Source organism: Alteromonas aquimaris, from assembly GCF_026183695.1.
Taxonomy (GTDB): domain Bacteria; phylum Pseudomonadota; class Gammaproteobacteria; order Enterobacterales; family Alteromonadaceae; genus Alteromonas; species Alteromonas aquimaris.
Window position 1 is genome coordinate 150,207 of the sequence record NZ_JAPFRD010000011.1, and the last position, 13,477, is coordinate 163,683.

Genomic DNA, 13,477 nt, shown 5'->3' on the forward strand with positions numbered 1-13,477 from the left:
AGCGTTGGATTCCCTAAAGTTAAAAGATTTTATTCACCCAAGGCCTGTCCCAAAAGGGATTGATGTTCTCTGTAAATTACAACACTTTGCGATCATCACTTACGCAGTAGAGCCTTCAAGGTTTGATGGGCTTTTCCCAGATCGTTTTAAACTAGATACTTTAATAATTTGTGGTGAAGAGAAAGCTTTAATCTCTGTTGTTCCTTTTATCGATGTTGACTTTACCTCAGCAGTTTTCACTTTTCTTAAATTTACAATGGGGCAAACAAATTACCGAATTTATATCATCGATAAAGAAACAAACGAGCGATGTGTTTGGTTTCTTGGTACCACTTTAGACTCATGGACACTTGCAGTACCAAGATTTTGTTGGAACTTACCCTGGTATAGCGGTGAAGTTAAATTTGATTGTGAATACGATGAAACGAAACGTATTTACCGAAAATACAAAATGACTACAGATGCTAAGTGGGCTCCGGCAAATGTAGAGTTATCCCAAGAAGAAGGTAAACCTATAGAGCTAGCTGGTTTTCCTGATACTGAAACAGGGTTAGTATATTTAACTCACCCTTTGGCTGGATTTTACCACCGCCGAGATGGCAAACTGGGAACTTATCGTGTTTGGCATAAGCAGTTAGAGGTTTCTACAGCAAACCTTAAATCCGCAAATTTTGGTTTATTAAGTCGCCTAGGGCTAGTAACTATCGAAGAGCAGCAACATGCGCATAGCGTACTCATTGAACCCATTAATGAATTTACTATTTATTTACCCCCTAAATTAGTGAAATAGAAATATAATAAGTCATTGAAGACTCGCAACGGCTGCCGGGAGCTTTCTCAGTTAAATATACGGTAGCCTTAACTCGCTTCTTAATGAAGCGTTATGTTTCAAGGAAAGTTGAGTGAAAGTTTTCTTAATCGCCGCACTGGCGTTATCAGTAATATTTAATCTATATCAGCTTTCGATTAGTCAAAAACCAGCTAATTTATTGATAGCCAATTCGTCACAAGCTGAATGCATCAAAAACTTACGATCTTCAACAAGTGAGGCTGATATCATTGGTCCAGAATTTCTTTCAGGGTATAAGGCACTCAACGTTAGTCTGAACTCGAAGGCTTCTTTCAGTGAAGAAGTATCAGGCTGTTATTTTGACAGCTATTTTGGAAACGTTACTGTGGAAAACCTAGCTGATAAAGTACGCTTTTTACGCTCAACAGGTAGTAATAGTATCACTTTTTTCAAAGATGCCAATTCCAATGAGTTTATCGTCTACGGCAAGAGTAAATGAAACATAACAATAACTTAAACACGCCCGCAGGGGCGGACTTGGACATAAACACAGCGCCGCTTCGCGATTGTAGCGCTGTGTTTATGCCCGTTAAGTAAAAGTTATGTTTTCAGAAGGCTCGGTGTACATCCATGCTTTTATGTAGAATTCGAATAATTATAACTTCTTCCTTGCCAAATTCTTTGTAATAGATGACATGACTTCCTTGCGGTCGCTTTCTATAGCCTTGCCTAATGTAATCACAGGCATAGCCGAGTTCAGGCTCTTCTGCAATTTGATGAAAAACGCTATCAAGTAATTTCAAATAGTCATTTCTCTGCTCCCTGCCCCAGTTAAGTTGTGTGTAGCGAGCGATTTTTATTAAATCTGATTTAGCTTTTTTAGATAAATGAAATTTCATATCAATGATTTTCTTTATCCAAATCACTTAATAGTGTGTTATATGAATAGTCTGCTATTCCGCTATTTTCTCCCTCAATCAACATATTCCTCAGATTGTTCATTTTCAACTCTTGATCTTCTAAGGCTCGTAAACCAGCTCTTAAAACTTCACTTGCAGATCCATACCTACCAGTCTTTAATTGCTGACTAATAAATGAATCAAAATGCTCACCTAATGTAACACTTGTATTTTTCGCCATACCAACCTCCAATACCAATATTTAATATATTTTGGTACCAAAAACATAACAAGTCAATTAAGAAAGACAAAAAACAGTTGCCTCCTGCTCCTACGTCGCTAAAGTACAAGCAACTATTTTTTGCTTCTTATGAAAGCGTTATTGCCAGACCGTCAAACCACCATAGTGATCCTTCGATTATAGATTCATGACAATCCGGATATGGCACATACAGAAGCCCAATGTTTCTAATCATAAAGGTCCGCTCATGGTTGTGAGTTGACCGTCAGGCTTGCCTACATTTTCTGCTAATGATTTCATAGAAGATATGATCCAATACTGTCAGAAGGGATGCGTGTTTATTGTGCATACTTATTCTGTCTAAAATTTATTTATGGGATGAGTTTAACTCCTCCGGAATTTTGTTGAGTTAAACCGGAACCCACAAATTTGCCTTGCGCTTTCGATTATGCCAGTTATACTGCGCCTAACTGTATAGAAAAACAGGCTGGTTATGCGTCCACTTACCCCTAGACAAACGGAAGTACTAGAACTAATTAAAGGCACCATGCAAGATACCGGGATGCCTCCCACTCGTGCAGAAATTGCCAGAGAACTAGGTTTTAAATCGGCTAACGCTGCTGAAGAACATTTAAAAGCGCTTGCACGTAAAGGTGTGATAGAGATTTTACCGGGCACCTCGCGTGGTATTCGGGTGTTAATGCAGGACGATGAGCCCGAAGAAGAAGGCTTACCGTTAATTGGACGGGTAGCGGCGGGTGAACCTATCCTCGCACAAGAGCATGTTGAAGCGCATTACAAGGTGGATCCCGGTTTATTCAAACCCCAGGCAGATTTCTTACTTCGGGTTAACGGCATGAGTATGAAAGATATCGGTATTCTTGACGGTGATCTCCTGGCTGTGCACAGAACCGTTGATGTACATAATGGGCAGGTTGTGGTGGCGCGAGTGGAAGATGATGTCACCGTAAAACGGCTGGAGAAAAAAGGCAGCCAGGTTATTTTACATGCAGAAAACGATGAGTTTTCGCCCATTAAAGTTGATCTTTCTTGCCAACCATTTTCGATTGAAGGCATCGCTGTTGGTGTAATTCGCAACGCTGATTGGATGTAACGTTAATTGGCTGTTAAATCCTGTTAGCAGCCTTTTTCCTTCCAACTTATAAAATTTCTTTGTACCTCCGCTAGTTAGCAGTAATTTTAACGATTACCTCATTAGGTTACCTGCACTTTTATTGTGCAGTGCTGTTCATAAAACGCTCAAACACCCTCGATAAGTGATGGTTTGCTCAAAACTTGAGCAGATCCACGTTTTTTTAAAAGAAAAGACTAGACGCGCCTTTTAAATTGCGTAATTCTTAGTCACTAATTAACAATATAATAACAGTGGCCTATCTAATTGTTTACATCAGTGTGTGCTGTAACCTGGATAAGGTCAGGACTTACCGGATACTTTTTCCGTTCTGTCCATCACGGAGGTGTTGAGTGAAAAGACTCACAAATGTCTTATCGATAGTTTTGGGGACGCTACCAACATTAGTTTTCAGTTTCATTGCTCAGGCAGCTGAAAGTGGTGGTAAAGAGTTGTCTGATCTTAACTTACGTCCAGGCGTTACCGAGATCAGTGGTCAGGTATATGATCTTCACATGCTAATGTTCTTTATCTGCGTGGCGATAGCCGTCGTGGTATTTGGTGTGATGTTTGTTTCTATGTATCTGCACCGTAAGTCTCGTGGGGTGAAGCCTGCGCATTTTCATGAAAATGTTAAAGTGGAAATAGCCTGGACTGTGGTGCCCTTCCTGATCCTTGTTTTTATGGCTGTTCCAGCGGCGCGTACGTTAATCGCGATGGAAGATACCTCTGAGCCGGATATGACCGTATTGGTTACCGGTTCACAGTGGAAGTGGCACTATAAGTATATGGATAGTGACGTAGAATACTATTCGCTGTTAGCCACTCAACAAGAACAAATTAATAACCGTTTCTCCAAAACTGAAAATTACCTGTTAGAAGTAGATCGTCCTCTTGTTATTCCAACAGGTCAAAAAGTTCGCTTCCTAATTACTTCTGAAGATGTCATCCATTCCTGGTGGGTACCTGATTTCGCAGTGAAAAAAGACGCCAACCCCGGCTTTATCAATGAAGCCTGGACAAAAGTAGATGAGCCGGGTGTGTATCGGGGTCAGTGCGCAGAGTTGTGTGGTAAAGATCATGGCTTTATGCCGGTAGTCGTTATTGCTAAAGAGCCAGCAGAATTTAATGCGTGGATGAGTGCGCAGGAAGAAGCGCAGCGTCAGGCGCAAGAAGAAGAACAGCGCTTACTGGCGATGAATATGAGTATGGAAGAGCTGATGAGCGAAGGTAAACGTGTGTACAACGCCGCGTGCGCCGCATGTCACATGCCTTCTGGAGAAGGTCTGCCTGGTGTGTTCCCAGCGCTTAAAGGCAGTGCCATGGTGTTAGAAGATCGGTTGGCGCATATCGATATCGTCATCAACGGTAAAGCAGGTACGGCGATGCAGGCTTTTGGCAAGATGCTAAGCCTCAAAGAGATAGCGGCGGTGGTTACCTACGAACGAAATGCATGGGGTAACAATACGGGTGATCTCGTGCAGCCAAAAGATGTTAATGCAGTAGCAACCGGCGAATAGGAGAACGTTATGGCACATTCAACAGACACTATTGCGCCTGAGCATACTACGGCGCACGAGCATGATGATCATCACGACCATCATATTCCAAGCGGGATAAAGCGTTGGCTATATACCACTAACCACAAGGATATTGGTACCTTATACCTGTGGTTCGCATTTATTATGTTCCTGATTGGCGGGGCCATGGCGATGGTAATTCGCCTGGAACTGTTCCAGCCCGGTCTACAAATTGTTGACCCGAACTTTTTTAATCAAATGACCACTGTGCATGGTCTGATAATGGTGTTTGGTGCAGTGATGCCTGCATTTACCGGTTTAGCGAACTGGTTAGTGCCGATGATGATTGGCGCACCTGATATGGCCTTGCCGCGCATGAATAACTGGAGTTTCTGGATCCTCCCAGGGGCTTTTTTAATTCTACTCTCTTCTCTATTTATGGAAGGCGGTGGCCCATCTTTTGGGTGGACCTTTTACGCCCCTCTTTCTACCACCTATAGTGGTGACAGTACTGCACTGTTTGTATTTTCGGTGCATATCATGGGTGCCTCTTCCATTATGGGGGCTATTAACGTAATTGTGACCATTTTCAACATGCGTGCCCCAGGTATGACGTGGATGAAAATGCCCCTGTTCGTGTGGACTTGGTTGATCACCGCCTTTCTGCTGATTGCGGTAATGCCAGTGCTGGCGGGTGCTGTCACCATGGTGTTAACTGATAAGTTCTTTGGTACCAGCTTCTTTAACGCTGCTGGCGGCGGCGACCCAGTTATGTTCCAGCACATCTTCTGGTTCTTTGGGCATCCTGAAGTGTACATCATGATTTTGCCTGCTTTCGGTATCATCTCGCAAATCGTGCCCACTTTTGCGCGTAAAAAGCTGTTTGGTTATGCTTCCATGGTTTATGCAACTGCGTCTATCGCATTATTATCGTTTGTTGTGTGGGCGCACCATATGTTTACTACGGGGATGCCTGTAGCGGCAGAAATGTTCTTTATGTTCGCAACGATGCTTATCTCGGTGCCCACTGGGGTTAAAGTATTTAACTGGGTCGCCACCATGTGGCGCGGCTCAATGACCTTTGAAGTGCCGATGCTGTTTGCGGTTGCCTTTATTGTCTTGTTTACCATCGGCGGGCTTTCCGGACTGATGCTGGCGATCACGCCAGTGGACTTCCAGTATCACGATACCTATTTTGTGGTGGCTCACTTCCACTACGTATTAGTAACAGGAGCCATTTTCTCCATCATGGCCGCAGTGTATTACTGGCTGCCTAAGTGGACAGGCAAAATGTTTGATGTGACGTTAGCTAAATGGCATTTTTGGTGTTCACTCATTTCAGTGAATGTATTGTTTTTCCCGATGCATTTTGTGGGTCTTGCCGGTATGCCTCGCCGCATCCCTGACTATGCACTGCAGTTTGCCGACTTTAATAAGTGGATCAGCTTAGGTGGTTTTGCGTTTGGCTTGTCGCAGCTGATTTTCTTAGCGCTGTTAATCAAAGCCTGTCGTAAACAAGGCGAGCCAGTTTCTTCTCAAGTATGGGAAGGGGCAGAAGGGCTGGAGTGGGAAATACCTTCACCAGCACCCTATCATACTTTCGAAACGCCGCCTGTGGTCAAGTAACCGCAGGATAGTGCAGAGGAAATATTCATGAGCGAACAGGCTAAAGATAACCAAAAAATGGTCATTAAATTATTAGTGATTGTGGTGGGTATGTTTGGCTTTGGTTTCGCTCTGGTTCCGCTATATGACGTATTTTGTGATATTACCGGGATAAATGGAAAAACCGCTAATTCTGCGGCCGTTTACACAGCCATTGAAGTGGACGAGTCGCGGACTATTAGCGTGGAATTTATCACCCGAACCAATACCGGTATGCCCTGGGAGTTTCGTGCTGAAACCAAGCGCATTAAGGTTCACCCAGGCGAACTGCACACCGTCAATTTTTATGTCAGAAATCCGGCTAACAAGCAGATAATCGCGCAGGCGATCCCCTCTGTTTCGCCGGGACAAGTGGCGCTGTACCTTAACAAAACAGAATGTTTTTGTTTTAACCAGCAACCTTTGCTGGCAGGGGAAGAAGCGACCATGCCTATGCAGTTCTACGTCGATCCTCAATTACCTGAGGATATTTCATTTTTCACCGTGCAATACACCCTTTTTGATGTAACCGGCAAAGGTGACAGCCTTGCTGTTAAAGACAACCCTTACTTACGCGAACAGCCTAAGAGTGGTACCTAACTCTTTAGGGATATGGAGAATAATATGCAGCAGCCCTATGAAAAATACTATGTTCCTGCACAAAGCCCCTGGCCCATAGTGGGTGCAGTAGCCCTGTTTTTAATCGCATTAGGCGCAGGTAACTTTGTTGTTGAAGCAACCCAAGGTAAAGAAGGCTATGGTGGGTACGTCTTACTGGCAGGCATTGTAACTTTGCTCGTGATGTTATTTGGTTGGTTTAAAAATCAAATTGACGAATCCATGAGTGGTCTGTACAGCGCCCAGCTTGGACGCTCTTACCGCCAGGGCATGAGTTGGTTTATTTTTTCAGAAGTCATGTTTTTCTTCGCCTTTTTTGGGGCCTTGTTTTATGCCCGTATGATCTCGGTGCCTTGGTTGGGCGGCAGCATGAACAACGAGATGACGAACGTAGTTTTGTGGCCTGGCTTTGAAGCGATTTGGCCGTTAGTTAAAACGCCTGACGGCACGACCACCCAACAGATGGGACCGGCTGGTTTACCCACTATCAACACCATTATTCTGTTAGTGTCCTCGGTTACCCTGCATTACGCCCACGTCGGCCTGGAAAAGGGGAAACGCAAACAGTTAACCTGGCTACTCGGCGTAACTATTCTGCTTGGCTGTGCATTTTTGGTGTTACAGGTGGAAGAATATATCCACGCCTACAAAGAACTTGATTTAACCCTGCAGTCGGGCATCTACGGGAATACCTTCTTTATGTTAACCGGGTTTCACGGCATGCATGTTACGCTGGGAACCATTATCTTGATGGTGATGTTTTTACGTGTGTTAAAAGGGCATTTCACCCCCGATGATCACTTTGCTTTCCAAGCTGGGAGTTGGTATTGGCATTTCGTAGACGTGGTCTGGGTAATGCTATTTATCTTTGTCTACGTATTGTAGTTAAGTTTATTCCGCGCTCAATAAGGGCGCGGATTCGGTGTAATTAGACCGGTTGCCATGGCAACCAAAATAATGACAACAATCAGTGCAGAGGTCATCACTCTTCGGCCAATAAATTTACTCATCGGTTGTTTTGTATCGTTTTTCATCATGACACGCATGGCCAGAAATAAATTCACAATCATATATATGAGCAATCCGACCAGAATTATTTTAATTAACATCTTTACCTCGTATTTAAAATGGAGCGAGTAAGCTGTGTTGTTAACGTCTCCTCGCTCATATATCGCTTTTGGTGTTTGTATTTTGGCTGTAGTGGCCATGTTGGGGTTGGGCGTATGGCAACTAGACCGTATGAATCAAAAGCAACAACGTCTCGCTAGCATAGCGCAAAAAGAGCATTTAGGAATTATTCCATTAGCGGAATTAGATCGTTATGAGGATATTCGCGATGCCAAAGTGGGGTTTACCGGGCAGACCGACAACCAACGGATTTTTTTATTAGACAACCAGATTTACCAAGGGCGGGTGGGTTATCAGGTGATGGCACCGATAGAAACCAACTTTGGCACTGTTCTGGCTAATTTCGGTTGGATTGAAGGAAGTGTTCAACGAGAAGTGTTGCCCACTTTTGACTTACCCGAGACACTATCTGAATTTACCGGCTATGTGCATTTACCCAGCAAGAACCCGTTTATCTCGGAAACTGCTACCATCGCTTCTGCATTTCCAATGGTTATACAACAGGTGGAGCTTGAGACCTTGGGCGTATTCGCTGGAAAATCGTTTCTGCCATTTACAATAACCATTGATACGCCTGATGACCCTCAATTTGTCCAGCAGTTTACGCCTGTGGTAATGCCGCCGGAAAAACATTTCGCATATGCGTTTCAGTGGTTCGGCCTTGCTACCGCTGCAGTTGTAATTATTTTCGTTGTCTTCTTTAAACAGAGGGAAAGCCATGACCAAATCCACAATGACTAAGAAAGGGGCAATTATATTATTGTTTGCTGCTTTTATCGTACCTGTGATCCTAGCTAAGTTTGCCCTGGAGAATGACTGGTTTAGTCGTGGTAGCACCAATAAAGGGGAACTGCTACAACCGGTGAAAGATATTAATGCAGTATTGAGTGACCAGCCAAAACGATGGCGTCTATTGTATACGCTGCCAGCTGAGTGTGATGCGGCGTGTCAAAATGCGATTTATAGCATTCACCAGGTTTGGCTGGCGTTAGGTAAGGAAAGTGATCGTGCCGAAGTAACGGTACTGATCACGCCGGAAAGCGACGCCAACACCACCCAGCAAATAGCCACCGAGAAGAATATCCGCGCCATCACCACTACGAATGAGAAGATTAAATCGTTGCAGTTAAATACACGGGGAAACGAAATCTTGTTGGTAGATACCCTTAATAACGCTATGCTGCGCTATGACGTGCATGACGATAAACAAGCCGCGGTCATGGCAAGCAGGGATATATTGGCGGATTTGAAAAAATTATTGAAGCTGTCACGAATCGGCTAAAGGGACCAGCATGAAGAAGTTAGTTATTTTCAGTATTTTTCTAGCGTTCGTTGTCATCATTCTGGGGGCTTATACCAGACTGACCGATGCCGGCTTAGGCTGTCCTGATTGGCCGGGCTGTTATGGTCACCTTACGGTGCCAAAAGGGGAACACGTTGACGCTGCCAACCAGGCTTTTCCGGAACGCCCGGTAGAAGCGCACAAAGCTTGGAATGAAATGATCCACCGTTATTTTGCCGGTACGCTGGGCTTGGTGATTGTTGCCATCGCCGCGCTTGCACTGCGTAATCGCCAACAACGCCCTGTGAAACTCCCTCTTTTTCTGGTCGGGCTGGTAATCTTTCAGGCTGCACTAGGTATGTGGACCGTCACCCTCAACTTACTCCCCGCTGTGGTAATGGCTCATTTGTTGGGAGGTTTTGCCGTACTAAGTTGTTTGTTCCTGTTATTTTTACGACTGAAGCACTCCCGTACCCCTGTTCAGCAACTGCCAACCAAGCCTCCACTCAAGTTAGCCGCCATCGGTCTGGTTATTTTAATAACGCAAATTGGGCTTGGCGGCTGGACGTCGGCCAATTATGCAGCACTGGCATGTACTGACTTTCCCATATGTGAAGGTGGATGGGTGCAGCGCTTGGATTTTGCCGGTGCATTCAGTATTCCTGAAGCGCAAAATTACGAGTTCGGCGCTCACAATTACGATGAACGCATGACTATGCACGTGGTGCATCGAGTCGGCGCATTGGTAACATTTCTATATTTACTCTGGTTTGCGACCAGAGTAGCCAAAATAAAACAATTCCAGCTCAAACGACACGCTGCAGTGATGTTAGTGTCGGTACTTGGCATTCAGGTAGCTTTAGGGGTAAGTAACGTGGTGTTTAGTCTGCCACTATCGGTGGCGGTATTACATAATGCGGTAGCCGCCACGTTATTACTGGTTATGGTCTGGATCGCATTCCATCTTCATCGTCTTCAAAGGGGTTATCATGAGTAAATCAGTATCGGTTTCCGTAGCTGCAAACCAAATTCAGGCAAGCTGGCACGACTACTATGAAATGACGAAACCCAAGGTGGTGCTGTTATTGCTGCTGACTGCTTTGGTTGGAATGTGTTTAGCCACACCCGCGTGGGTCAGCTGGCAGGTACTGGTGGCGGGGTTGTTGGGTATCGGTATGTTATCGTCCTCTGCCGCGGTCATTAACCATGTGGTTGATCATCAAATTGATAGCAAAATGGCTCGCACCGTTAATCGACCGGTGGCGAAAGGTAAAGTATCAGTCACTCACGCGCTTATTTTTGCCGCGCTGTTAGCCGTAGCAGGCTATGTTTTGCTGGAGCTTTATGTAAACCGTCTTACTGCGCTGCTCACCCTTGCCAGTTTAGTCGGCTATGCAGTGATTTATACCATGTTTCTTAAGCGTGCCACGCCGCAGAATATTGTGATTGGCGGATTGGCCGGGGCTGCGCCACCCTTGCTGGGCTGGACTGCGGTAACAGGCGAAATTCACGCGCATGCCTTGCTACTGGTACTGATTATTTTTACTTGGACCCCGCCGCACTTTTGGGCGCTGGCAATTCATCGCCATAAAGATTACGCGCGCGCGAAAGTGCCGATGTTGCCCGTGACGCACGGTCTGGAATTTACCAAGACGTCCGTTTTACTCTATACCGTATTGCTTTGTCTGGTTTGCCTATTGCCCTATCTAACGGGGATGACGGCTTTAATTTATCTGGTGGGTTCTAGTGCATTGAATGCTGGGTTTGTTTACTATGCCTGGAAACTGAAACGTTCTACCGACTTAAAAGTGGCAATGAAGACCTTTAAATATTCCATCTTGCATTTGATGTTGTTATTCATTGTCCTGCTAGTCGACCACTACATTCCTGTGATCCTATGAAACAACATACTATCGTCGGAGTTGTCGCGCTATTGGCATTACTTGGGGGTGTAATCGGGGCGATATACATTGCACCGCCCGGGTTTGATAGCCGGCCTGAAACCGAGTTTTTAAGTGAATATCCCACTCCCCGCGCGTTGGCAACGGTTAATCTTACTGACCAAAAGGGAGAGCCGTTTACGCTGGAAACCTTAAAGGGCAAATGGTCACTGCTTTTTTTAGGGTATACCTTCTGCCCTGATATCTGCCCCACCACCTTGGCGTCCTTAAATCGCATCTACCCGGAACTGCAGCAGATACAAAGTGAACACCCGATTCAGGTGGTTTTCATCTCAGTGGATCCAAAACGCGATACGAGGGCGCGCTTAAGAGAATATACCCACTTTTTCAATGATGAATTTGTCGCGGCCACGGGGGATCATGACCAGTTATTCCCTTTCGTACGCAGTATGGGGTTGATGTATGCATTATCTGAAAGCACCGAAAACCCGAATTACCTGGTTGACCATAGCGCGTCGGTGATTTTGGTGAACCCTCAGGCTCAGGTTATTGGTCGCTTTAAACCGGTACATCAGCAGGGTATGCCAGCTATTACCGATAGTCAGCAAATCCTGCATGATATGGCTGCCCTGGCAGCTGATTAAAACGATGAATATTGTCATCCGCCAAGCCTCCCCAGCGGATGTTCACGCCGCCACTACACTGCTATATCAGGCAGGCGAGCAGTTGTTGTGTACTATTTTTGGCGATGGCGACAAGGAAAAAACACTCGATTTCCTTAACTATGCCTGGATGAATCAAAGCGGGCAATACGGTTGCAGCAATCATTGGTTGGCGTGCGACGGCAATCTGCCGGTCGGTATCATCACCTGCTGGCATGATAAGCTTCCCGAGGACTTTGATCATCAAACGCTGATGAGTATTACAGATTTTTTCGGAATAGCAGAATCATTGAGCGTTATTGCTCGCAGCCAACACATTGCTGAGTCGTTGCAGGTTCCCAGCCAAAACCAGCTCGGGGTGGGCCACGTGGCGGTGCACCCCGATTACAGACGCACCGGGGTGGCCACTGCATTATTACAAGAAATGGTGAAGCAGGCAGTTAAGCATCACAAGCGCAGCCTTATTTTGGATGTGGAAAGCGAAAATAAGGGGGCTATCCAATTTTACCTTACTCAGGGCTTTCAAAAGAAGGGTGTTTCCCCCCCCTTTGTACACATGAGCAAATCACTTTAGTCCGGATAGCGTCCTTTCTCGTTGGCTACAAAAAAGGGTTGAGAATACCAGTAATAACGGCCTTTATACTGTTTAGATGGAGCGGTACAGTTTACCCGTGAGCGGCCCACAGGCAGGGGTTCTTTGACGGTGTATGCAAACGTATGGTGTTTTATCTCACGTTCGATAGCTTGCCCTTGAAAAAAGCAATTTAACTGGTTCAAAACAACATCTTCACTGTTCACGGTCACTTTTATATTTTCTTTTAGTTTAGCCCCCTTAATTTCCGGGTCACTGATGGAACTGGATTTAACCGGCATTGCCAAACTGTTTAACTTCGTTTTCAGTGTCTCTAAGCGGGCATAATTACCGGCGGCGGGAAAGCGAGGCAAGGTAGTAAAGTCACTACTACTGCTGATCGCACCAGAGTATTGCGCAAAGCCAGTGTAACCTTCATCCGCTAACTTTACAGCCAGAGACTGGTTATATTCGCCAAATGGATAGGCCAGATACCTAAATGACTGACCGGTTTTATCTTTGATAGCCTTTTCTGCCTGCTCGATATTACGCCAGACTCGTGCAAGCCAGTCGTCGTCGTTTTCCCCTTGCTGACGATTGAGTAGATGCGAGTGGTCTAAGGTATGGTTGGCGAAGGTTACTCCTTCTTTCTGCATAGCTATAACCTGTTGCCAGGTTAGCTGGTTTTTCTGCGAACCGATCGCATCAGGGTTGATAAAAATGGTGTAGGGGAAATTGTAGCGTTTTAAAATTGGGTGGCCATTCTCTAGAATATTGGCATAACCATCATCGAAGGTGATCACCACCGTTTTGTCGGGCAGCGGTTCTTTTCTCTTGAGCTTATTGATGGCTTCTTGAAGCGATACTACCTGGTGATGTTTATCCAAATATGCCATGTGCTCGGCAAAAAGCTCAGGACTGATACTGGTGCTCTTGGGTGTTTCATTTGAAACATGGTGGTAGAGTAAAATCACCGCATTATCTGCTGCTGCCTGCACGACCGTTGAGAAACCCACACATCCTAGCACCACTCCCAGGATTTTCGCTGGACTAAACCATGTCATGATACACTGCACACTTTCTCCTTAA

At 45.2% G+C, this 13,477-nt stretch carries 17 protein-coding genes; 13 read left to right on the forward strand and 4 right to left on the reverse strand.

Going from position 1 to position 13,477, the window contains the following annotated elements:
- Nucleotides 1-4 precede the first annotated feature (4 nt).
- On the forward strand, nucleotides 5-790 hold the full coding sequence (locus OPS25_RS10810) for a DUF2071 domain-containing protein (protein ID WP_265617732.1): 786 nt from the start codon (nucleotides 5-7) through the stop codon (nucleotides 788-790).
- A 112-nt stretch (nucleotides 791-902) separates the two neighbouring features.
- Nucleotides 903-1,289, forward strand: coding sequence for a hypothetical protein (locus OPS25_RS10815; RefSeq protein WP_265617733.1), 387 nt, complete (start codon nucleotides 903-905; stop codon nucleotides 1,287-1,289).
- A 109-nt stretch (nucleotides 1,290-1,398) separates the two neighbouring features.
- Here OPS25_RS10815 and OPS25_RS10820 read toward each other — a convergent pair whose 3' ends face one another.
- The gene (locus OPS25_RS10820) at nucleotides 1,399-1,689 is read right to left on the reverse strand and encodes a type II toxin-antitoxin system RelE/ParE family toxin (protein ID WP_265617734.1); all 291 of its coding nucleotides are present in this window, start codon (nucleotides 1,687-1,689) and stop codon (nucleotides 1,399-1,401) included.
- Between the two features lies 1 nt (nucleotide 1,690).
- On the reverse strand, nucleotides 1,691-1,930 hold the full coding sequence (locus OPS25_RS10825) for a type II toxin-antitoxin system ParD family antitoxin (protein ID WP_265617735.1): 240 nt from the start codon (nucleotides 1,928-1,930) through the stop codon (nucleotides 1,691-1,693).
- Nucleotides 1,931-2,423: 493 nt separating this feature from the next.
- On the opposite strand from OPS25_RS10825, the gene lexA reads away from it, so the two are divergent.
- From lexA to OPS25_RS10850, 5 genes are all read left to right on the forward strand, one after another.
- On the forward strand, nucleotides 2,424-3,044 hold the full coding sequence (gene lexA / locus OPS25_RS10830; RefSeq protein ID WP_265617736.1) for a transcriptional repressor LexA: 621 nt from the start codon (nucleotides 2,424-2,426) through the stop codon (nucleotides 3,042-3,044).
- A gap of 371 nt (nucleotides 3,045-3,415) precedes the next feature.
- Nucleotides 3,416-4,582 carry a cytochrome c oxidase subunit II gene (gene coxB, locus OPS25_RS10835; protein ID WP_407080234.1) on the forward strand — a complete coding sequence of 389 codons (1,167 nt, stop codon included), beginning with the start codon at nucleotides 3,416-3,418 and terminating at the stop codon, nucleotides 4,580-4,582.
- Nucleotides 4,583-4,591: 9 nt separating this feature from the next.
- Nucleotides 4,592-6,208: a cytochrome c oxidase subunit I gene (gene ctaD / locus OPS25_RS10840; protein ID WP_265617737.1), complete on the forward strand. Its 1,617-nt coding sequence runs from the start codon at nucleotides 4,592-4,594 to the stop codon at nucleotides 6,206-6,208.
- Between the two features lie 27 nt (nucleotides 6,209-6,235).
- On the forward strand, nucleotides 6,236-6,826 hold the full coding sequence (locus OPS25_RS10845) for a cytochrome c oxidase assembly protein (RefSeq protein WP_265617738.1): 591 nt from the start codon (nucleotides 6,236-6,238) through the stop codon (nucleotides 6,824-6,826).
- Between the two features lie 24 nt (nucleotides 6,827-6,850).
- The gene (locus OPS25_RS10850; protein ID WP_265617739.1) at nucleotides 6,851-7,729 is read left to right on the forward strand and encodes a cytochrome c oxidase subunit 3; all 879 of its coding nucleotides are present in this window, start codon (nucleotides 6,851-6,853) and stop codon (nucleotides 7,727-7,729) included.
- Nucleotides 7,730-7,746: 17 nt separating this feature from the next.
- On the opposite strand, the gene OPS25_RS10855 is transcribed toward OPS25_RS10850, so the two are convergent.
- Entirely contained in the window at nucleotides 7,747-7,953 is a 207-nt protein-coding gene (locus OPS25_RS10855) for a DUF2909 domain-containing protein (RefSeq protein ID WP_265617740.1), read from the reverse strand.
- A gap of 34 nt (nucleotides 7,954-7,987) precedes the next feature.
- On the opposite strand from OPS25_RS10855, the gene OPS25_RS10860 reads away from it, so the two are divergent.
- The 6 genes from OPS25_RS10860 to OPS25_RS10885 are packed head-to-tail and all read left to right on the forward strand — an operon-like array spanning nucleotide 7,988 to nucleotide 12,391.
- Nucleotides 7,988-8,713: an SURF1 family protein gene (locus OPS25_RS10860; protein ID WP_265617741.1), complete on the forward strand. Its 726-nt coding sequence runs from the start codon at nucleotides 7,988-7,990 to the stop codon at nucleotides 8,711-8,713.
- Nucleotides 8,691-9,254, forward strand: a complete 564-nt coding sequence (locus OPS25_RS10865; RefSeq protein WP_265617742.1) for a hypothetical protein — start codon at nucleotides 8,691-8,693, stop codon at nucleotides 9,252-9,254. The genes OPS25_RS10860 and OPS25_RS10865 overlap by 23 nt, the downstream gene beginning before the upstream one ends.
- A gap of 10 nt (nucleotides 9,255-9,264) precedes the next feature.
- Nucleotides 9,265-10,251 carry a COX15/CtaA family protein gene (locus tag OPS25_RS10870; protein ID WP_265617743.1) on the forward strand — a complete coding sequence of 329 codons (987 nt, stop codon included), beginning with the start codon at nucleotides 9,265-9,267 and terminating at the stop codon, nucleotides 10,249-10,251.
- Complete coding sequence (cyoE, locus tag OPS25_RS10875; protein ID WP_265617744.1) at nucleotides 10,244-11,155, forward strand: heme o synthase; 912 nt, start codon at nucleotides 10,244-10,246, stop codon at nucleotides 11,153-11,155. The genes OPS25_RS10870 and cyoE overlap by 8 nt, the downstream gene beginning before the upstream one ends.
- On the forward strand, nucleotides 11,152-11,799 hold the full coding sequence (locus OPS25_RS10880; RefSeq protein WP_265617745.1) for an SCO family protein: 648 nt from the start codon (nucleotides 11,152-11,154) through the stop codon (nucleotides 11,797-11,799). The genes cyoE and OPS25_RS10880 overlap by 4 nt, the downstream gene beginning before the upstream one ends.
- A gap of 4 nt (nucleotides 11,800-11,803) precedes the next feature.
- Nucleotides 11,804-12,391: a GNAT family N-acetyltransferase gene (locus OPS25_RS10885; protein ID WP_265617746.1), complete on the forward strand. Its 588-nt coding sequence runs from the start codon at nucleotides 11,804-11,806 to the stop codon at nucleotides 12,389-12,391.
- Here OPS25_RS10885 and OPS25_RS10890 read toward each other — a convergent pair.
- Nucleotides 12,388-13,464, reverse strand: coding sequence for a polysaccharide deacetylase family protein (locus tag OPS25_RS10890; RefSeq protein ID WP_265617747.1), 1,077 nt, complete (start codon nucleotides 13,462-13,464; stop codon nucleotides 12,388-12,390). The two genes, OPS25_RS10885 and OPS25_RS10890, sit on opposite strands and share 4 nt — an antisense overlap.
- Nucleotides 13,465-13,477 lie beyond the last annotated feature (13 nt).